The following is a 20,117-nucleotide window of genomic DNA, read 5'->3' on the forward strand; positions in this document are numbered from 1 at the left end:
TGCCCTTACATTATTGAAATTACAGAATGGGCTTTAGCCCATTTTTTTTTGGAGCTAATAAACTTATGTTAAATAGAAGATCAGATAAATTAGAATTATTAAGAATTGCTGAAGCAGTTGCTTTAGAAAAGTCTATAGATAAAGAATTAATTATAGATTCCATGGAAACTGGAATTGCAAAAGCTGCCAAATCAAAATTTGGACAGGACAATGAAATTAAAGTTTTAATAGACAGAGAAAGTGGCGATATTGGAATTTTCAGAAAATTAATTGTTGTAGAAAAGCCAGAAAATACAAATACAGAAATTAATCTTCAAGATGCAATCATTTTAAATGAAGTCAACAAAGATAAAAAAATTGGTGACGAAATTTTACAACCGCTTCCCTCTTTTGATTTTGGAAGAATAGCTGCACAAACAGCAAAACAAGTTATTAGTTTTAATGTAAGAGAAGCAGAACGTGAAAGACAATACAATGATTTTATAGATAAAAAAGACTCAATTCTAAGTGGAATTGTTAAACGTCTAGAGTTTGGAAATGTGATAGTTGATTTAGGTAGAACTGAAGCAATTATTCAAAAAAATGAAATGATCCCTAGAGAAAACATTAAAGCTGGAGATAGAGTTAAAGCTTACTGTTATGATGTTAAAAGAGAAGCTAGAGGACAACAAATATTTTTATCAAGAGCACATCCAAAATTTATGGAAAAATTATTTGTTCAAGAGGTTCCTGAAATTTATGATGGTTTAATTGAAATTAAATCATCAGCAAGAGATCCTGGAAGTAGAGCAAAAATCTGTGTTAAAGCAGTTGATACTTCATTAGATCCAGTAGGAGCTTGTGTTGGAATGAGAGGATCAAGAGTCCAAGCAGTGGTTAACGAATTACAAGGTGAAAAAATTGATATTGTTAATTGGTCTGAAGATCCAGCAATAGTAGTTTCAAATGCATTGTCACCGGCTGAAGTTCAAAGAGTGAACGTTGATAGTGTTGCAAAAAAATTAGATGTAATTTTAACAGAAGAAAATTTAAGTAAAGCAATTGGTCGTAGAGGTCAAAACGTAAGACTTGCTACTAAATTATTAAATTACGAAATTAATATAATGACTGATGCAGAAGATTCAGAAAGAAGACAATCTGAATTTAAAGAAAAAACTGAAAACTTTGTTAAAAATTTAGAGCTGGATGAAACATTAGGACAATTACTTGTTGCTGAAGGTTTTTCTTCAATCTCAGATATTAAAGATAGTTCACCAGAAAATTTAATGAAAATTGAAGGTATAGAGGAAGACACTGCCAAGGCTTTGATTGAAAGAGCAAAAGAGTTTTACCAAAAAGATCAAGAAGATATTACTCAAAGAATTAAAGATTTGGGACTTCAAGATGATCTTATAAATCACAAAGGACTGACCCCTGGAATGTTAGTTACTTTAGGAGAGCAAAAGATTTTAAAATTAGAAGATTTTGCAGACCTTGCCTCTGATGAATTAACAGGTGGTTATGATGTTGTGAAAGGTGAAAGAATTAAGATTCAAGGATACCTTGAAGATTTTGCTTTATCAAAAACAGAAGCGGATGAATTAATTATGTCTGCAAGAAGCATAATTTACAAAGATTGAGTAATGAAATATGGAAAACAAAAAAACAAAATTAACACTGTCTGGCATAGCCAAGAAATCGATAGAGAATATAGAGTTAGCAAAAACTCAAAGTAAAAATTCCGTTGTAATTGAAAAAAAGCCCAGCAAATTCGCACCTAGAAGTAACTTTACTAGACCTGCTAGTGTTAGGTCAAAACCAGCAGTATCAACAACAAGTAGTTTCCCTCCAAGAACCACATCAGCACCTAAACCGGCTTCTCCAATAACTAATGATTATGAAAAACGTAAGTTAGCTGAACAAAGAGCAACTAGAAGATTGAAAGGGGATACAGGTAAACCTGAAACTAAAAAAAGAGAATTAAAATTAACAGTATCAAGAGCATTAAGTGATGAGATTGAAGCAAGATCAAGAAGTATGGCTTCGCTTAAAAGAGCAAAATTAAAAGAAAATAGAGAACTTACTAAAGAAGAAATTCAAGAAAGCTTAAAGCCTGTAAAAAGAGATGTAAATATTCCTGAAGCAATAACAGTGAGAGAACTATCTAACAGAATGGCTGAGCAATCAAGCAATGTAATTAAACATTTATTTGGAATGGGTGTTACGGTTACTATCAATCAAACATTAGCAGCAGATACTGCCGAATACTTAGTAAAAGAATTTGGTCACAATCCGATTAGAGAAACAAAAGCAGAAGAAATTATTCAAAAAATAAAAGAGTCTAGATCTGAAAATTTAAAGAATAGACCACCAATCGTAACTGTGATGGGCCACGTGGATCATGGAAAGACCTCGGTATTGGATGTTTTAAGAAGTGCGAATGTTGTCTCTGGTGAATTTGGTGGAATAACACAACACATTGGAGCTTACCAAATACAACACGAATCTAATAAACTGACTTTTATTGATACACCAGGTCATGCTGCATTTACAGAAATGAGAGCTAGAGGATCAAAATTAACAGACGTTGTAGTATTAGTAGTTGCTGCAGATGATGGTGTTAAACCTCAAACAATAGAATCTATAAAACACGCAAAAGCTGCGAACGTTCCAATAGTTGTAGCAATTAACAAGTGTGATCTACCTGAGGCAGATCCACAAAAAATAAAGAACCAACTTTTAGAATACGAACTTATTGCAGAAGATCTATCGGGAGATACTTTAATGGTTGAAATTTCTGCAAAAAATAAAAAAAATTTAGATAAGTTAGTAGAGTCGATTGTTCTACAAGCAGAAATTTTAGACTTAAAAACTGACTTTGAATCTAAAGCTACAGGAATTGTTTTAGAATCTAAAATTGATATTGGCAGAGGAGCTGTTGCAACAGTTGTAGTTACATCTGGAACAATTAAAAAAGGTGATTTCTTTGTTAGTGGATTAAAATGGGGAAAAGTAAGAGCTTTAATTAATGATAAAGGAGAAAATGTTAATGAAGCACCACCATCAATGCCAGTTGAAATTCTTGGAATTAATGGAGCGGCTAAATCTGGAGATGATTTTATTGTACTAGATTCAGAAAAAGAGGCAAAAACATTAAGTCAGAATAGAGCAGAAGAAAGCAAAACTGGTGGAAGTCCTTTAACTTTTGCTACTCAAGACTCGGCTTTTGCTGATAAGTCAGCTGCAGAATTAAATATTATCGTAAAATCAGATGTTCATGGATCTGCAGAGGCAATCAAAAGTGCGATTAATCAAATTACCCATGATGAAGTAAAACCTAAAATAATTTTATCTGATATTGGAATGGTAACAGAAACAGATGTAACTTTAGCAAAAGCATCTAACGCTGCACTAATTGCATTTAATGTTAAACCAAGTAAGGAAGCAAAAAAATTAGCAGAAAATGAAAAAATTGTAATCTCTTCTTATAATATTATTTATGAAGTTTTGGATTATATTAAATTAAGAATGTCAGGACTTCTTGCTCCAGATGTTCAGGAAAAAATTATTGGTACAGCTCAAATTTTAGAAATTTTCAAAGTTTCAGGTACAGGAAAAGTTGCAGGCTCAAAAGTAACTGAAGGTGAAATAACTAGTGGCGCAAGTGCTAGGGTAGTAAGAGATGGAGCAATTATTTATACGGGTAAAATAAGTACTATTTTTAGAGAAAAAGATCAGGCAAAACAGGTTAGTAATGGCCAAGAGTGTGGAATAACGCTTAAGGACTTTATCGATTTCCAGAAAAACGATACAATAGAGGCCTTTAGTACGACTACAACGGATAGAACAGTATAATGGCTGATAGAATAGGAAAACCAGTATCACAGAGACAATTGCGTGTTGGAGAGATGATTAGGCAATCTTTAGGCATGATTTTTGCCAGAAATGAAGCTAAGGTCCCAAATTTAGAAACTAATACTATAACGGTTACTGAAGTAAAAATGAGTCAAGACCTTAAAATTGCAAAAGCTTACGTATTACCATTAGGTGGTAAAGATTCGGAGTTAGTTATTAAAAAATTAAAAGAATATTCTTTCTTAATTAGAAAAGCTTTATCTAAAAAAATAATTATGAAATATTTACCAAAAATACTTTTTGCTAAAGACGACTCATTTGAGTACGCAGAAAAAATAGAAAACTTAATAAAACAAACAAATAAATAGGAAAATAAATAGTATGACGAAAAAAGCAGAAGAATTAAAAATGCACGAGAAGGACACTGGTTCTTCAGAAGTACAAATTGCATTATTAACAGGAAAAATTGAAACTCTTTCAGCACACATTAAACAATTCAAAAAAGATAAACACTCTTCGGTTGGATTATTAAGAGCAGTAAATAGAAGAAAAAAATTGTTAGAATATTTAAAGAAAAATAAATTTGATTCTTACAAAAATGTATTAACTCAATTAAATTTAAGAAAATAGACAGAAGGAAACGGAAAATAGATGTTCAAAGTATACAAGAAGGAAATTGAAGTAGCAGGTAAGAAGATAAGTTTAGAAACAGGTAAAGTAGCAAGACAAGCAGACGGAGCAATCATTGCTTCATGTGGTGAAACAGTTATTTTAGCAACAGTAGTAGGAGCCAAAAAAGTAAATCCAGATATGGATTATTTTCCTCTGTCTGTAAATTACCAAGAAAAATATTATGCAGGTGGTAAAATTCCTGGTGGATACTTTAAAAGAGAAGCAAGACCAACTGAAAGTGAACAATTGATTTCAAGATTAATTGATAGACCCATCAGACCTTTGTTTCCAAGTGAATTCAAAAATGAAGTTCAGTTATTACCAACTGTAATCTCATATGATAAAGACAATCAACCAGATATTTTAGCAATTACAGCTTCATCAGCTGCATTAGCCATTTCAGGAATGCCATTTATGGGGCCTGTAGGTGCTTCAAGAGTTGGTTTAGTTGATGGAAAATACATATTAAACCCATCAAAAGCTGAGTTAGAAAACTCTACTTTAGATTTAGTTGTAGCTGGTACTAAAGATGCTGTGCTGATGGTTGAGTCAGAAACGTCAGGTTTAACAGAAGAAGTAATGTTAGATGCAGTTAAGTTTGGTCACGAAGGTTTTGTTCCAGTAATCGAAATGATCGAGGAACTTGCAAAAGAATGCAGAAAACCAGAATGGACTGTTGAGAAAAAAGATTTATCAGAAGTTAAGAAAAAACTTGAAGAAAACTTTACAGAAGATTTAACTAAAGCTTTTGCAACAATAGACAAACAAGATCGATCAAATCAAATTTCAGAAATTTCTGATAAAGCAAAACAACTTTTTGCAGATGATGAAAATTACTCTGATTTCAATGTTAATGATGAATTAAAAAATCTTGAAAAGAAAATTGTTAGAACTGATATTCTTAAAAATAAAAAAAGAATTGATGGCAGAGGCTTGGCTGATGTAAGAGCTATTGAGTGTGAAGTTGGTGTTTTACCAAGAACTCACGGATCAGCTCTATTTACTAGAGGCGAAACACAAGCGATTGTAGTTACTACTTTAGGTACATCTGATGACGAACAAAGATTGGAAAGTTTAGATGGACAGCATAGAGAAAGATTTATGCTTCATTACAACTTCCCTCCTTTCTCAGTTGGTGAAACTGGAAGAATTGGAACTGGAAGACGTGAAGTTGGTCATGGAAAATTAGCATGGAGAGCAATTAACTCTTCATTACCTCCAAAGGAAGAGTTTCCATATACTTTCAGAATAGTATCAGAAATTACAGAATCCAATGGTTCTTCATCAATGGCGAGTGTTTGTGGTGCATCTCTTGCACTTATGGATGCTGGAGTGCCAATTAAAGAGCCAGTTGCAGGTATTGCAATGGGGTTAATTAAAGAAGGCGATGATTTTAGTGTCTTGTCAGATATTTTAGGTGATGAAGATCACCTTGGAGATATGGACTTTAAAGTTGCTGGAACTAAAGATGGAATTACTTCTCTTCAAATGGATATTAAAATTACAGGTATCACATTTGAAATCATGGAGCAGGCTTTAAAACAAGCAAAAGAAGGAAGAATTCATATCTTAGGTGAAATGAATAAAGCTTTAAGTGAATCAAGAGCTGATGTTGGTGAACACACTCCAAAAATGGAACAAATTACTGTTGATAAAAAAGATATTGCAGCTGTAATTGGAAAAGGTGGAGCAACGATTAGAGAAATTGTTGAAAAATCAGGTGCTAAACTAGATGTGAACGATGAAGGTGTGGTAACTGTTGCTGCTCCGGACGAAGAGTCCAGAAACATTGCTATGCAAATGATCAAAGACATCACAGCAAAAGCTGAACTAAATAAAATTTATTCAGGTAAAGTAATGAAGATTATGGAGTTTGGTGCATTTGTAAATTTCTTAGGTAAACAAGATGGTCTTGTTCACATTTCAGAACTTGCTACTAAAAGAGTAGAAAAAGTTACTGATATTGTTAAAGAAGGTGATGAAGTAAAAGTTAAAGTGATTGGTTTCGATAGAGGTAAAGTTAAACTTTCTATGAAACAAGCTGCTGAATAATTTTAAATTAAAATTCTAAACCTCTGGAATGAAAGTTCTGGGGGTTTTTATTTAAAAATTACTAAAAAACTTAAATGATTTTTAACTACTTAAAAGATATATACAAAAAATTATACATATTACAAAATTTATATATTAAGAATAAAATTTACAAAAAAAGAAAATTTTATTCTCAAAGCAAAGAAGACATCTTTGTATTAAAGTATTTCAAAAACAAAAAAAAGGGTTTGTACGTAGATGTGGGCTGTCATCATCCATCTAGAATTAATAATACATTTCTTTTATACAAACATGGATGGAGAGGTGTAAATATAGATATGAGCAAACTATCCATAGATTTATTCGATGTATCAAGAAAAGAAGATGTTAATATTCATGCTGCTGTTTCAACTAAAAATAAAATAATAGACTATTATACAAACAAAAATTTATTTTTAAGTGCGAGTATTATTCAAAAAAAAGGTAGCTCAAAATTTAAATATAAAGAAAAGGTTTCTTCAAAGCCTTTAACAAAAATTTTAGATAAAACAATTTATAAGGATAAGCAGATAGACTTTTTAAGTATTGATGCAGAAGGAGCAGATTATGAAGTACTAAAATCTTTAGATTTTAAAAAATATAAACCAAAATTAATTTGTATTGAAATTTGGCAAGATCAAATAGAAGAGTTTAATATCAAAAAACATGAAATTTATAAATTTTTATTTAACAAAAAATATAAATTAGTTACAAATTTAGCTGATAATTTTATTTTCAAAAAAATTATATAAAAAATATAAACACTCTATTTAAGTTAAGAGGTTTTTTTTATATGTCTTTAATTGAAAAAACCTTTAGCCACTCTTTTGTTTTGCTGGAAAGTATTCTACTTCTGAAAAACGATCTGTCGGAAAAATCCAATAAAATTCAAGGGTTTCTTTTCCATTATTTTTCAAGGCATGTTCAGCATTTCCAGCTATATAAACTACATCGCCCTTTTTAATTGTTTCAAGTTTACCTGATTTATTTAAAATTCCTTTACCATTCGTAACCACATATATTTCTGCTGGTGAGTGATAATGAAGTGTTAAATCTCCACCAGGCGCTATTTCAGCAAAACCAAGGGATAAACCAGAACTACCATCAAAATCTGCATCAATTAAAAATTTCCACCTTACTCCAGGATACTTTTCAGTTGATGACCATTCTTGACTCAAAACAGAAGCAAGATTTTTTACAAAAATCATTCAAAATCTTAGCTTATGTCTTATTTTTTTTAAATATAAATTATTAAGTCTAAAAAATTCTTCCAAATTTTTTTAACTAAATTTAACTATATTTTAGGTAATATTTTTAGGATCTGGCATTCCAACCTTGTTATATCCAGCATCTACGTAATGAATTTCACCAGTAACACCATTTGCAAGGTCGCTTAATAGATATAATGCTGAATTTCCAACATCATGAATATCTACGTTTCTTTTAAGGAAAGAATGATCTTCATTCCACTTGTATAAGAATTTTGCATCTCCAATAGCAGAAGCTGCTAAAGTCTTAATGGGTCCAGCACTTATAGCATTCACTCTCATGCCTTTAGCACCTAAATCTCTTGCAAGGTACTTAACACTTGCCTCAAGAGCTGATTTACAAACACCCATTACGTTATAATTTGGAATAGCTTTAGTAGATTCGTAAGTTAAGGTTAACATGCTTCCACCTTCTTTCATTATTTTAGATGCTTCTTTTGCAACTTCTGTAAATGAAAAACATGAGATTAACATACTTCTTAAAAAGTTTTCTCTAGTAGTGTTTAAATACTCACCTGATAATTCTGATTTATCTGAAAATGCAACTGCGTGAACCACAAAATCTATTTGTCCCCATTCAGATTTAATATCTTCAAAAAGTTTTATTACTTCTTCTTTATTCTCAACATCACAACTAAATGTAGCTTTTGAATTTAATTTTTCTGCTAAAGGGATTACTCTTTTCTTTAATGCATCACCAAGATAAGTGAATGCAAGTTCAGCTCCAGCTTCTGCAAGTTTCTGCGAAATACCCCAAGCGATAGACCTTTCATTGGCAACGCCCATGATTAATCCTCTTTTGCCTTTCATTAAACTCATTTAAACCTTTTCAAAAATTAAAGTTGCATTTGTTCCACCAAAACCAAAGCTGTTAGACATAACAGAGTTTAATTTAACATCTGTTTCAGTTTTAGTAACGATTGGGAATTTTTTTGCTTCATCATCCATGTCAGTGATGTTAGCTGAAGCTGTGATAAAATTATTTTTCATCATGATTAAACTATAAATTGCTTCATGAACAGAAGCAGCACCTAGTGGATGACCAGAAAGGGATTTAGTAGAGCTTATTTTTGGTACCTCAGCACCAAATGCTTCTCCAACACCTCTAAGTTCTGTTATATCTCCAACAGGAGTTGAAGTTCCGTGAGTGTTTAAGTAGTCCATTTTATTTTTAGCAGTTGCTAAAGCCATTTTCATACATCTAACAGCACCTTCACCAGATGGGGCTACCATATCATACCCGTCAGAAGTCGCTCCATAGCCTGTTAATTCAGCATATATGTTTGCACCTCTTGCTTTTGCATGCTCGTATTCCTCAAGCACCAAAACTCCACCACCACCTGCTATTACAAAGCCATCTCTAGTCTTATCATAAGCTCTAGAAGCAGTTTCAGGCGCATCATTGTATTTAGAAGATAATGCAGTCATCGCATCAAACATTGCAGTCATTGCCCAGTGTAATTCTTCACTACCACCTGCAAACACAACGTCTTGTTTACCCATTTGAATTAATTCACTTGCATGACCGATACAGTGTCCGCTAGTTGCACACGCAGAACTCATCGTATAATTAACTCCTTTAATTTTAAAAGGTACAGCAAGAGTTGCTGAAGATGTACTAGCCATAGTTCTTGGAACAATAAATGGTCCCATTAACTTTGGAGTTTTGGCTCTAGTCTTATCAACTGATAAAACAACATTCTCTATTGAAGGACCCCCAGAACCCATAACTATTCCAGTTTTAAAATTACTTATATCTTTATCCTCTAATCCTGAATCCTTAATAGCTTCTTTCATTGCAATGTAATTATATGCAGATCCAGAGCCCATAAATCTGATAGTTTTTCTATCGACATGATCTTCAAGTTTAATATTTGGTTTGCCATGAATGTGGCTTCTTAAATTATGCTCTTTATATTCCTCGCAAAAAGATATTCCAGATTTTGAATTTAAAAGAGATTGATAAACTTCTTCTTGATTATTCCCCAAACAAGAAACAACTCCCAAACCTGTAACTACTACTCTTCTCATTATTTAAATAACCCCACTTTTAAACTTTCTGCTGAATATATTTTCTTGTCATCGGCAAATACTAAACCATTTGCCAAACCAACCGTTGTTCCACCTGGTGCCATAATTTTTTTCATATCAATTTCATATCTTACATTTTTAACATTTTGTAAAACTTCACCAGTGAATTTTACTGTACTCACGCCTAAAGCTCTCCCTTTGCCTGGATTGCCAAGCCAACCAAGATAAAAACCAACTAACTGCCACATAGCATCCAAGCCAAGACAACCTGGCATAACAGGGTCTCCTTTAAAGTGACAATCAAAAAACCAAAGGTCTTTTTTGATATCAAGCTCCGCTTTTAAAGAGCCTTTGCTAAAAGCACCATTGTCCTCGTTGATTTCAGTTATTCTATCAAACATGAGCATTGGTGGAAGCGGTAATTTTGCATTACCTGGGCCAAAAAGTTCGCCATTTCCGCAGCTTATTAGCTCATCATATGTGAATGAGTTTTTTTTCATAAATTTCAGTCCCTTAATACTTGATTTATGATGATTATAATATAGAAATAGTTTAGAATTATTATAAACAATAATGAATAATATTAATATATACAAAGAAAAACTGAGAGAATCTGGCTTAAGACCAACTAGACAAAGGTTAAAAATCTGTGAAGTATTGTTTTCACCTGAAAAAACTTTTCATTTTACGATAAATGATTTGACCAAAATTATTGAAGAAAAGTTGAGTGAAAAAATTTCCCTAGCAACAGTTTACAATACAATTCATGCATTTAAGAAAAAAGGATACTTAAAAGAAATTTCAATTAATAGTGATAAAAGTTATTTTGACACTAACGTAACTGAACACCATCACTTTTTTGACGAAGATACAAATGAGTTGATTGATTGTAGCAACGAAGAAATTGATTCAGTGAATATAAAAAGAAATATCACAGGAAAAAAAATAAAATCAGTAGAAGTATTGATTAAAGTTGCAACTGATAATCAAACTCAAAAATAATTCAATAATTTCAATAATTTAATAATTACATTAAAATAATTCTAAACTGTTGACTTACAGTTTAGAATGATTATATGTACACCATAATCATTAAGGAGAAAAATATGTCATTAAAAGGAAGTAAAACAGAAGAAAACTTAAAGGATGCATTTGCAGGCGAGAGCCAAGCAAACAGACGTTATTTATATTTTGCTCAAAAAGCAGATATCGAAGGCTATAACGATGTAGCATCTGTATTTAGATCTACAGCTGAAGGTGAAACAGGTCATGCACATGGACACCTTGAGTATCTTGAAGAAGTTGGAGATCCAGCAACGGGACTACCAATTGGTGAGACTAAAGCAAATTTAGCTTCAGCAGTACAAGGTGAAACTCATGAATATACAGACATGTACCCAGGTATGGCAAAAACAGCTAGAGAAGAAGGTTTTCCAGAAATAGCTGATTGGTTTGAAACTTTAGCAAAAGCTGAAAAATCACACGCAGGTAAATTCCAAAAAACATTAGAATCTATTGCGTAAATAAAACTTAATTTATGGTGGGGTTTTCCCCCACCATTAAATCCTAAAATTTTAAATATGAGTAAAGAAGGCAGTATAGACGCACCCATTAGACACCCAATCAATTTTGAGCATCCAGATTTTTTAGATCCTAAAAAATTAGATGACGAAATGAGAAGAGCATTCGATATCTGCCATGGATGTAGAAGATGTTTTAATTTATGTGACTCGTTTCCAAAATTATTTGACATGATAGATGAGTCAGAAAATGAGGATGTAGAAAGTTTAAAAAGTGAACAGTTTGAACCTGTAGTAGATGCTTGCACATTGTGTGATATGTGTTTTATGACCAAGTGTCCTTATGTACCGCCACATGATTTTGATTTAGACTTTCCTCACTTAATGTTGAGATACAGAACAGCTCAAAAAAAATTAAATAAATTACCTGCAGTACCGGCACAATTAGCTCGAATTGATAGAAATGCAAAAATTGGTGTAATGTTATCATCCCTTATAAACTGGGCATCAAACATTAAAAATACATTTTTTAGAAAAATATTAGAATTAGTTGCTGGAATTGATATGAGGGTTAAGCTTCCAACCTACAATTCAGAAACATTTACAAAATATTTTAAAAAAAATAATATTCCAGTAAACAGTGAAGCTCCATCTAAAGATAGAAAAGTTGTAATTTATTCAACATGCTTTGTTAATTTTAATAAAAAAGACACTGGTGTAGCTGCATTAAAAGTTTTAAAAAAAAATGGAGTAGAGGTTCAAGAGGCTTACCCAGGTTGTTGTGGAATGCCTTATCTCGAGCAAGCAGATTTACCAAAAGTTGTGGAGCAAGCTAAAAAAGTTTCCAAAGATTTATTAGAGTGGGTAGATAAGGGTTATCAAATTATTACTCTAACAGCCAGCTGTGGTCTAATGTTAAAATTTGAATGGCCATTGCTATTACCAAACGATGAAAATATTAAAAGACTTTCAAAAAGTGTTAGTGATATAGATGAGTATATCGTTGATATAGCACAAAACGAAGGCTTAGCAGAGGGCTTACAAGAAATTGATGGTGGGGTTACAGTTCACAACGCTTGTCATGCAAGAGCACAAAATATGGGTATTAAATCTAGAGATATGCTTAAATTCATTCCTAATATAAAAATGGATGTTGTTGAAAGATGTGCTGGTCACGGAGGAACTTTTGGTGTGATGAAGGAAACTCACGATCTAGCTATAAAAGTTGGAACACCAACAGCAAAACAAATTAAAAATAAAAATAATAAATACATGGCTTCAGATTGTCCTTTGGCAGGTAAGCATTTGAAACAATTAGAAACAGACACAAATATTTCAAATGATGAGGCACTTCATCCTATCGAATTAATGGCAAAAAGTTATAGATTGTAATTATGAGTAAAGAAAAAAGACTAATAGAAAAAGAAGACTTGCTACCATCTGATGTTTACGCAAAAAGTAGAAAACAAATCAGAAAAGATTTAGTTGAGTTTAAAAAAGATAGAAGAATAGCACTTGGTCCTTATGCTACTTTTTATTTTGAAAGTTTTGAAACTATGGTTGCCCAAGTTCAAGAAATGCTTCACATCGAAAAAGGTGGAGATGAGCAATTAAAAGATGAATTAATAGCCTACAATCCCTTAGTACCAAGTGGAAAAGAACTTATAGCAACATTAATGTTTGAAATTGATAATCCAATTTCAAGAGCTAAATTTTTAGGTAAAGTTGGAGGTATTGAAGAAAAGGTATTTATGAAAATTAATAATGAAATTGTTAAAGCAGTTCCAGAAGCAGATGTTGACAGAACATCAGCAGAAGGAAAAGCTTCTTCAGTACAGTTTATCCATTTCAAATTAAATGATGATCAAATTTCTAAATTTAAATCAGATAGTGCAACTATCGAACTTGGGATTGATCATAAAGAGTATACTCACACAACAAAACTATCAGAAAATAGCATTAAATCGCTATGTGATGATTTTATCTAATAGAACCCCAAATATTTTCAGTTTTGATCCAGCCTGAATAATCTTCAGTTTTTACGTTACACCATATATTTTCACATTTTTTTAAGATTAATAGTCTTCCCTTTTCTAGTTTGGCTATTGGTTTTGAAAAGTTAGATGGTTTTTTATATAAAATTTTATCTTCTAAAATAATAATAGAATTTGATTTTTTAATCTGAGAAATGTGGATCCATCCACTATTATTTTTTAAATCTACAATTCTCCTAAAATTTTCTTTTTGATCTATTTGTTTTATCGGTAAATTTATTTTTTTATAAATATATTTGATTTTTGAATCAAAACTTGGTCCATATCGAACATTTACTTTACTTTTTTTTAAAGAAAGAAACTTTTCTTCTGCCATTGAAAATTGACCAAATAAAACTGATAGACACAAAAACCAGATAGCTATTTTTTTTATCATTTACAAAAACAGTTTTTTCTTTTTTTAAGTTTAACTTTTCTAAAATTTAATTGTAATAAATCTAAGATAAAAATATATCCATCAAGACTTTTTCCAATACCAAGTATTTTCTTTAAAACTTCATTTGCTTGTATTGTTCCAATTATACCAGCAACAGTGCCAAGAATACCTTCTGACTCGCAATTTAATAAGTCATCTGAAATATCAGAGTCTTGAAAAAAACATCTTAAACATGGAATTTTTTTATTTTTAAAATTAAAAGTAAATATATGACCGTCAAATTTACTTATGGCTCCGGTTACAAGTATTTTTTTAAATTTATAACAAAAATCATTTAATAAAAATTTTGTTGAAAAATTATCAGAACCATCAACTATATAATCATAATCTTTTATAATTTTCTTAAAGTTATTTTTATCAAGTCTTATTTTGTAAATTTTAATTTTAATACTTGGGTTTATTTTTTTAATTTTAACCCTTGCTACTTGAACTTTAAATTTTTCTATATCGCTGGTGTTATAAAGACTTTGTCTGTGTAGATTAGATAAACTAACTTTATCATCATCAACTATACCTATCGAACCAACCCCAGCTCTTGCAAGAAATTCTGCAACAGGAGATCCTAAACCACCCATTCCAACAATTAAAACTTTTGAAGATATAATTTTTTTTTGTCCAATAGTGCCAATATCTTTAAGTACTATTTGTCTTGAGTATCTTTCTATTGATGCTTTTTTTAATTGGCTATTCATTTACCTGTTGAGCCAAATCCACCATCACCTCGCAATGTATCAGGTAAATTATCTGTTTCTTCAAACTCCATCTTAATTACAGGCATTAAGACCATTTGTGCTATTCTATCTTTATTGTTGATAAGGAAATCTTCTTTACCATGATTAAAAAGTATAACTTTAATTTCTCCTCTATAATCACTATCAATTGTCCCCGGAGTGTTTAAAACTGTAATACTTTTTTTAGCAGCCAAACCAGATCGAGGACGAATTTGAACTTCATAATCCTCTGAAAATGCCATTGAAAGCCCTGTAGGAACCAAATATGAGCTATTAGGTGCTATTCTAATAGGCTCCTCTATAAAAGCCATCAAATCCATACCTGAAGCACCATCTGTTTTGTAAGCAGGTAATTCTACTTTAGGATTTAATTTTTTGATTAATACTTTAGCCACTGAATTTTAATTTAATCTTTTAATAACTCTATCTACTATTTCATCAGAAATTTCAGATTTACTTTTTATTGTAAGCCTTTCATCATCCATATTTTTATCTCTATAATAAATCGAAACTTCATTAAAACTAGAGTCAAATCCAATTGCTTTATTGGAAACATCATTTGCAATTATCCAATCACAGTTTTTTTCATCTAATTTTTTTTTTGCATTTTCTTCTATATTATTAGTTTCTGCAGCAAATCCAATTACCAACTTTGGTCTAAGAGAATTATGTTTTGATACATAATTTAAAATATCAATATTTTTTTCTAGTTCTAGATTTAATTTTTCTTGCTTTTTAATTTTGCTATTACTTATTTCTTTAACTTTAAAGTCAGCAACAGCTGCTGAAAAAATTGCTACATCTGTTGGTAAATTATTTTGTGCAGCTTTAAACATTTCGTCTGCAGTTTCTACTTTAATTAAGTTTATATTGTTGCCTACTTTTAAATTTGTAGGTCCAGAAATTAAAGTGGTTTGAAATCCTTTTTTAGCAAATGCTTTTGCTAAAGCATAACCTTGTTTTCCAGAAGATTTATTTGTTATAAATCTTACAGGGTCAATATATTCATTAGTTGGTCCAGCCGTTACTAAGGCTTTTAATTTATAATTTTTATTTAATTCACTAAAGTATAAATTAATTTCTTGAACAATATTATCTGGTTCAGTCATTTTCCCTTCACCAAATTCTCCACAGGCCATATCTCCAATTTCAGGACCTATAATTTTATAACCAAATGATCTTAATTTTTTAAGGTTTTCTTTCGTCGATGGATGGTCCCACATTCTAACATTCATTGCTGGTGTTAAAAAAATATCTTTATCGGAAGCCAAAATTACAGTTGAGGCAAGATCATCTGAAGACCCTGTGCTTAATTTTGAGATTGTATTAGCGGTAGCTGGAGCTACAACAATTAAGTCTGCCCATCTAGATAGTGAAATATGATCCATTTCAGCCTCATTTTCAGGGTTAAATAAATCGTCATAAACTTTTTCTTGAGATAGTGAGGCAACGGACAAAGGAGTTACAAATTCTTTAGCACTTTTAGTAAGAATAGTTTTAACCTTTGCACCTAATTTTTTTAATGATCTGATTAATTCTAAACTTTTGTAAGCAGATATGCCACCACATATTATTAAAAGTATTTTTCTTTCAGATATATTATTCATTGTGAGAATTAAAATACTACTAGACCAAAAATTACAAGCAGTAATAAACCAACAATAGACTGATTTCTAAAGGCAGTCATTTCAGATCTCTTTTCATTTAAGGCAGTAAATGAATTTGAATTTTGGGGGATCTGTCCACTTGCTAAAAATGATAAAGCTTGATTGGCTTTATCCATAATCTCTGGAAAATCAGGCAATCTTTTAATTACTTCAGTAGTACTTTTTAAACTTTCATTTAAGGTATTAATTGGATCTTTTGTTTCTCTTAACCAACTTTCTAAAACTGGTTTTGAAGTTTCCCATATATTGGTATTAGGGTTAAGTTTTCTCGCAACACCCTCAACCACTACCATTGTTTTTTGTAACATTAATAATTGAGGTTGAGTTTGCATATTAAATTTTTCAGTAACTTCAAAAAGTTGTTTTAATAATTTTCCCCCAGAAATATCTTTTACAGATTGACCAAAAATTGGTTCACCAATTGATCTTAATGCTTGTGCTAAATCATTAACAGGCACATCTTTAGGAACTAGACCAGCAACCAAATGTACCTCAGCAACTTTTTTGTAGTCTCTTTGAATAAATCCAAATAAAATTTCAGCTAAAAATCTTTTGCTAAGATTGTCTAATCTTCCCATTATTCCAAAATCTATAGGAACAATTTGCCCATTATCGTCAATAAATATATTTCCTTGATGCATGTCAGCATGAAAAAAACCGTCTCTAACAGCATGTCTTAAAAAATGCTGAATTACATCAGAGGCTATTCTCTTAGTATCTATATTTCTTTTTTGTAAATCTTCTGTTTCACGAATAGAAACGCCTTCTACCCAATCAAGTGTCATGACATTTTCGCTTGTAAAATTCCAATAAATAGCAGGAACTCTAAAACCTGCATCATTCTTTGTATTTTCGGCATATTCATTTGCAGCTGCTGCTTCAAATCTTAAATCCATTTCTAAATTAGTTATTTCTTTAAGAAGAAAAACTACTTCTACCAATTTCAGCCTTTTTGTTTTTTTTATAAATGACTCAACCATAAAAGCAAAAAGCATCAAAGCATCTATCTCTTCATTAAATACTTTTTTTATATTTGGTCTTAAAATTTTAATAGCAACATCTTTTATGGTTCCATTGTCATTTATTTTTGCTTTATGAACCTGTGCTATTGAAGCTGCTGCAACTGGTTCACTTAAATCAATGATTGAATTGAAAGTATCATCTCCTAGGTCTTTTTTAATTATTGCCTTTGCTTCAGTTAAAGTAAAAGCGGGCAATCTATCTTGTAAGCCCTCTAACTGTTTTGCTAAATCATCTCCGATAATATCAGGTCTAGTAACCAAAAATTGTCCTAACTTAATAAATGTAGTTCCCATTGATTGTAGCGACTTAGAAAGTTTTGCTCCTTCATTTTCGTTTAAATTATTTTTATTAGGTGGAGAAAAAGAAAATGAAAGTATTTGGAAGAGAATCTTAATTGCTAATGGTGGTTTTTTAAATTTAGAAAGAATAGTTAATATATCAGAACGAGCTAATTTTCTTCCTAATTTAAATAAGATGAATATTTTTTTTAACATTAGATTTTCCAGCCTGAATGAATAGCTACAATTCCACCTGATAAGTTTCTATAACTGCAGTTAACAAATTTATTTTTATTCATTAAATCAATTAACTCTTCTTGATTAATAAACTCTTCAATACTTTTAACTAGATATTCATAAGGTTCTTTTTGTCCAACTATAGCTTTTCCAACTAAAGGAATAAGTTTTGAATAATTTTTATATATAAAGTCTAAATTAGAGTTTTGAATTTTAGAAAATTCTAAACATAAGTAACGACCTCCTGGTTTTAAAACTCTATAAGCTTCTGATAAAGCTTTATTTAGATCTTTAGTATTTCGTAGTCCAAAACTAATTGTATAATAATCACAAGAATTATCTTTAATAGGCAACTTTTCAGCTGGAGCAATTATCCAATTGATATTTTTATAAGTATTTAACTTTTCTTTGCCTTTACCAATCATCCCTTTATTTGGATCAACGCAAAATATTTCACCATTTTTATCAGTTGCATCTAAAAAAAGTTTACCAAGATCTCCAGTTCCGCAGGCGACATCAATTAAAGTTTTATTATTTGAAGGGTTCATCCAACTTAATAGATCTTTTTTCCAAATTCTATGAACACCCAATGACATAAAGTCATTCATTAAATCATATTTGTCATAGACATTATCAAAGACACTTTGGACAAGGCCCTTTTTGTTTTGGAGATATTGCTGCATATTAAATTTATTATTTATTGATAATATAGTCTCAAATGCCAGAATTACCAGAAGTAGAAATAGTCAAACAATCGCTATCTAAAAAATTAGAGCATAAAAAAATCAAAAAAATAATAATTACGAATAGAAATTTAAGGTTTAAAATTCCTTTAAAATTTGAAGAATTATTAAAAAATAAAATTATTAAAAAAGTAACTAGATTTTCAAAGTATTTGATCTTGAATTTTTCTGATCAATCTTTTTGTTTAATTCATTTAGGGATGTCTGGAACTGTTCATTTAATAAAAAAAAATAATATTAGTAAGTTTACCAATACTAGTTTTTATAATTCACCAAGCCTACCAAAAAAACATAATCATGTTGAAATTCATTTTAAAGGTTTAAGAGTTATATACAATGATCCTAGAAGATTTGGATTTTTTAAATTTATAGAAAACAAGAAGGAACTTGAAAAAAGATTTAGTCATTTAGGACCTGAACCATTTTTTAAAAATTTTAACTTAGAATATTTAATTGGTTATTTCACAAATAAAAAAAAGGATATAAAAAGTTTCTTATTAGATCAAAAATTTGTATCAGGAATTGGAAATATTTATGCTAGTGAAATTTTATTTTTATGTAAAATTAATCCAATTACCTATGCATCAAAGTTAACCAAGCAAGATTGCAAAAAAATTATTACTTATTCAAAAAGTGTACTTAATAGGGCTATTAAAAAAGGAGGGTCAAGTATTCGAGATTTTAAAAACATCACTGGAAAAAGTGGAAATTTCCAAAAAGAATTTAGGGTGTATCAAAGAGAAAATCTAAGCTGCTTAAGAACTAAATGTAATGGGAAAATTCAGAAAATATTTATATCTAATAGGTCAACATTCTTTTGTAATACATGCCAAAAATAGGGAATTATTCTATTGACCACTATAAATTCTCAAGCTATACCACTGCGCTTATGGCAAACACAAAATCAGCAATTAAAAGAATTAGAAGAATTGCTACACAAACATTGGTTAATAAGGCTCGTAAGAGCAAGTATAGAAATGCTATAAAAAAAATGAACCTTCTTCTGGTAGAAAAGAAAAAAGACGAAGCTCTAAAATTCTTGCCAAAGTTGAACTCTGAGTTAATGAAAGTTGCAAAAACTGGAATTATAAAGAAAGCAAATGCTTCAAGAAACATTTCGAGAATAACAAAGAAAATTTCAGCCTTATAATAAATTTATAAGACTATTTTAAATTTCAACTAATAGTACTTACATCATATAAGAAATCAAATTTTTAGATTAACTATATATAGATTTAGTAAAATAAAAAGAAACATAATTTATAAATCACACAATCATAGATTTTAAATTTGTAAAACTTAATCGTTCAATCAAACAACACTGTGGCAAAATAATTTTTAAGATTTAAAACAGACCACCTCTTGGTTGTAATATTATATCAGCTTAGAGAGAATATTCCCGTTTGAAATGAATCACCTATAGATTTAATTTATTTTTATTTTTACTAAATTATTTATTGCAAATATTAATTTTATTTATTTTTGCTTTTACAAAATTATTTATTGCAAAAAAATTATTTTGCTTCTAACTGACCTTATTCCTACAAATTTTT

General features: G+C 30.4%; 22 protein-coding genes. 12 read left to right on the top strand and 10 right to left on the bottom strand.

What is annotated here, in order from left to right:
* The first annotated feature begins 65 nt into the window (after positions 1-65).
* From nusA to AC5SLW_RS06815, 6 genes are all read left to right on the top strand, one after another.
* A complete protein-coding gene (gene nusA, locus AC5SLW_RS06790) occupies positions 66-1,619 on the top strand; it encodes a transcription termination factor NusA (RefSeq protein ID WP_026225039.1) in 1,554 nt (517 codons plus the stop codon).
* A 10-nt stretch (positions 1,620-1,629) separates the two neighbouring features.
* On the top strand, positions 1,630-3,834 hold the full coding sequence (gene infB / locus AC5SLW_RS06795; protein WP_027306833.1) for a translation initiation factor IF-2: 2,205 nt from the start codon (positions 1,630-1,632) through the stop codon (positions 3,832-3,834).
* Entirely contained in the window at positions 3,834-4,202 is a 369-nt protein-coding gene (gene rbfA / locus AC5SLW_RS06800; protein WP_006997517.1) for a 30S ribosome-binding factor RbfA, read from the top strand. Before infB ends, rbfA begins: the two co-directional genes overlap by 1 nt.
* A 13-nt stretch (positions 4,203-4,215) precedes the next feature.
* Positions 4,216-4,464 (top strand): 30S ribosomal protein S15, encoded by a 249-nt coding sequence (rpsO, locus tag AC5SLW_RS06805; RefSeq protein ID WP_006997516.1) that lies wholly within the window; start codon positions 4,216-4,218, stop codon positions 4,462-4,464.
* Positions 4,465-4,485: 21 nt separating this feature from the next.
* Entirely contained in the window at positions 4,486-6,558 is a 2,073-nt protein-coding gene (gene pnp, locus AC5SLW_RS06810; protein WP_011281676.1) for a polyribonucleotide nucleotidyltransferase, read from the top strand.
* Between the two features lie 74 nt (positions 6,559-6,632).
* Positions 6,633-7,328, top strand: a complete 696-nt coding sequence (locus tag AC5SLW_RS06815) for an FkbM family methyltransferase (protein ID WP_494575120.1) — start codon at positions 6,633-6,635, stop codon at positions 7,326-7,328.
* 63 nt (positions 7,329-7,391) lie between these two features.
* Here the strand turns inward: AC5SLW_RS06815 and AC5SLW_RS06820 are convergent, their stop codons facing one another.
* The 4 genes from AC5SLW_RS06820 to fabA all read right to left on the bottom strand — a co-directional run bounded on the left by AC5SLW_RS06820 (position 7,392) and on the right by fabA (position 10,375).
* The gene (locus AC5SLW_RS06820) at positions 7,392-7,784 is read right to left on the bottom strand and encodes a cupin domain-containing protein (RefSeq protein ID WP_011281678.1); all 393 of its coding nucleotides are present in this window, start codon (positions 7,782-7,784) and stop codon (positions 7,392-7,394) included.
* A 93-nt stretch (positions 7,785-7,877) separates the two neighbouring features.
* The gene (locus AC5SLW_RS06825) at positions 7,878-8,663 is read right to left on the bottom strand and encodes an enoyl-ACP reductase FabI (RefSeq protein ID WP_006997513.1); all 786 of its coding nucleotides are present in this window, start codon (positions 8,661-8,663) and stop codon (positions 7,878-7,880) included.
* Positions 8,664-9,875: a beta-ketoacyl-ACP synthase I gene (gene fabB, locus AC5SLW_RS06830; RefSeq protein ID WP_011281680.1), complete on the bottom strand. Its 1,212-nt coding sequence runs from the start codon at positions 9,873-9,875 to the stop codon at positions 8,664-8,666. It abuts the gene before it with no gap.
* Positions 9,875-10,375 (bottom strand): bifunctional 3-hydroxydecanoyl-ACP dehydratase/trans-2-decenoyl-ACP isomerase, encoded by a 501-nt coding sequence (gene fabA / locus AC5SLW_RS06835; protein WP_011281681.1) that lies wholly within the window; start codon positions 10,373-10,375, stop codon positions 9,875-9,877. The genes fabB and fabA overlap by 1 nt, the downstream gene beginning before the upstream one ends.
* Before the next feature lie 73 nt (positions 10,376-10,448).
* Between fabA and AC5SLW_RS06840 the strand changes: the two genes are divergently transcribed.
* The 4 genes from AC5SLW_RS06840 (at position 10,449) to AC5SLW_RS06855 (ending at position 13,383) form a co-directional block, all read left to right on the top strand.
* Entirely contained in the window at positions 10,449-10,877 is a 429-nt protein-coding gene (locus AC5SLW_RS06840; protein ID WP_006997510.1) for a Fur family transcriptional regulator, read from the top strand.
* 104 nt (positions 10,878-10,981) lie between these two features.
* Positions 10,982-11,398 carry a rubrerythrin family protein gene (locus tag AC5SLW_RS06845; protein WP_006997509.1) on the top strand — a complete coding sequence of 139 codons (417 nt, stop codon included), beginning with the start codon at positions 10,982-10,984 and terminating at the stop codon, positions 11,396-11,398.
* A 57-nt stretch (positions 11,399-11,455) separates the two neighbouring features.
* Positions 11,456-12,787: a (Fe-S)-binding protein gene (locus tag AC5SLW_RS06850; protein WP_006997508.1), complete on the top strand. Its 1,332-nt coding sequence runs from the start codon at positions 11,456-11,458 to the stop codon at positions 12,785-12,787.
* Positions 12,788-12,789: 2 nt separating this feature from the next.
* Positions 12,790-13,383 carry a DUF3501 family protein gene (locus AC5SLW_RS06855; RefSeq protein ID WP_006997507.1) on the top strand — a complete coding sequence of 198 codons (594 nt, stop codon included), beginning with the start codon at positions 12,790-12,792 and terminating at the stop codon, positions 13,381-13,383.
* Here the strand turns inward: AC5SLW_RS06855 and AC5SLW_RS06860 are convergent.
* From AC5SLW_RS06860 to ubiE, 6 genes are read right to left on the bottom strand one after another with little or no spacing between them, the layout of a single operon-like run.
* Positions 13,376-13,825 carry an SH3 domain-containing protein gene (locus AC5SLW_RS06860; RefSeq protein WP_011281682.1) on the bottom strand — a complete coding sequence of 150 codons (450 nt, stop codon included), beginning with the start codon at positions 13,823-13,825 and terminating at the stop codon, positions 13,376-13,378. The genes AC5SLW_RS06855 and AC5SLW_RS06860 overlap by 8 nt on opposite strands.
* Positions 13,822-14,577 carry a HesA/MoeB/ThiF family protein gene (locus AC5SLW_RS06865; protein ID WP_011281683.1) on the bottom strand — a complete coding sequence of 252 codons (756 nt, stop codon included), beginning with the start codon at positions 14,575-14,577 and terminating at the stop codon, positions 13,822-13,824. The genes AC5SLW_RS06860 and AC5SLW_RS06865 overlap by 4 nt, the downstream gene beginning before the upstream one ends.
* Positions 14,574-15,011, bottom strand: a complete 438-nt coding sequence (gene dut / locus AC5SLW_RS06870; protein ID WP_006997504.1) for a dUTP diphosphatase — start codon at positions 15,009-15,011, stop codon at positions 14,574-14,576. Before dut ends, AC5SLW_RS06865 begins: the two co-directional genes overlap by 4 nt.
* Before the next feature lie 6 nt (positions 15,012-15,017).
* Positions 15,018-16,223: a bifunctional phosphopantothenoylcysteine decarboxylase/phosphopantothenate--cysteine ligase CoaBC gene (coaBC, locus tag AC5SLW_RS06875; RefSeq protein WP_494575125.1), complete on the bottom strand. Its 1,206-nt coding sequence runs from the start codon at positions 16,221-16,223 to the stop codon at positions 15,018-15,020.
* Between the two features lie 8 nt (positions 16,224-16,231).
* Positions 16,232-17,800, bottom strand: a complete 1,569-nt coding sequence (gene ubiB, locus AC5SLW_RS06880; RefSeq protein WP_006997502.1) for a 2-polyprenylphenol 6-hydroxylase — start codon at positions 17,798-17,800, stop codon at positions 16,232-16,234.
* A complete protein-coding gene (gene ubiE, locus AC5SLW_RS06885) occupies positions 17,800-18,504 on the bottom strand; it encodes a bifunctional demethylmenaquinone methyltransferase/2-methoxy-6-polyprenyl-1,4-benzoquinol methylase UbiE (RefSeq protein ID WP_011281685.1) in 705 nt (234 codons plus the stop codon). The genes ubiB and ubiE overlap by 1 nt, the downstream gene beginning before the upstream one ends.
* A 35-nt stretch (positions 18,505-18,539) precedes the next feature.
* Here ubiE and mutM point away from each other — a divergent pair, with 35 nt between their 5' ends.
* Together mutM and rpsT are read left to right on the top strand one after the other, a co-directional pair.
* On the top strand, positions 18,540-19,403 hold the full coding sequence (mutM, locus tag AC5SLW_RS06890) for a bifunctional DNA-formamidopyrimidine glycosylase/DNA-(apurinic or apyrimidinic site) lyase (protein WP_011281686.1): 864 nt from the start codon (positions 18,540-18,542) through the stop codon (positions 19,401-19,403).
* A 50-nt stretch (positions 19,404-19,453) separates the two neighbouring features.
* On the top strand, positions 19,454-19,714 hold the full coding sequence (gene rpsT / locus AC5SLW_RS06895) for a 30S ribosomal protein S20 (protein ID WP_011281687.1): 261 nt from the start codon (positions 19,454-19,456) through the stop codon (positions 19,712-19,714).
* Positions 19,715-20,117 lie beyond the last annotated feature (403 nt).

Source organism: Candidatus Pelagibacter sp. PS_40, from assembly GCF_059417765.1.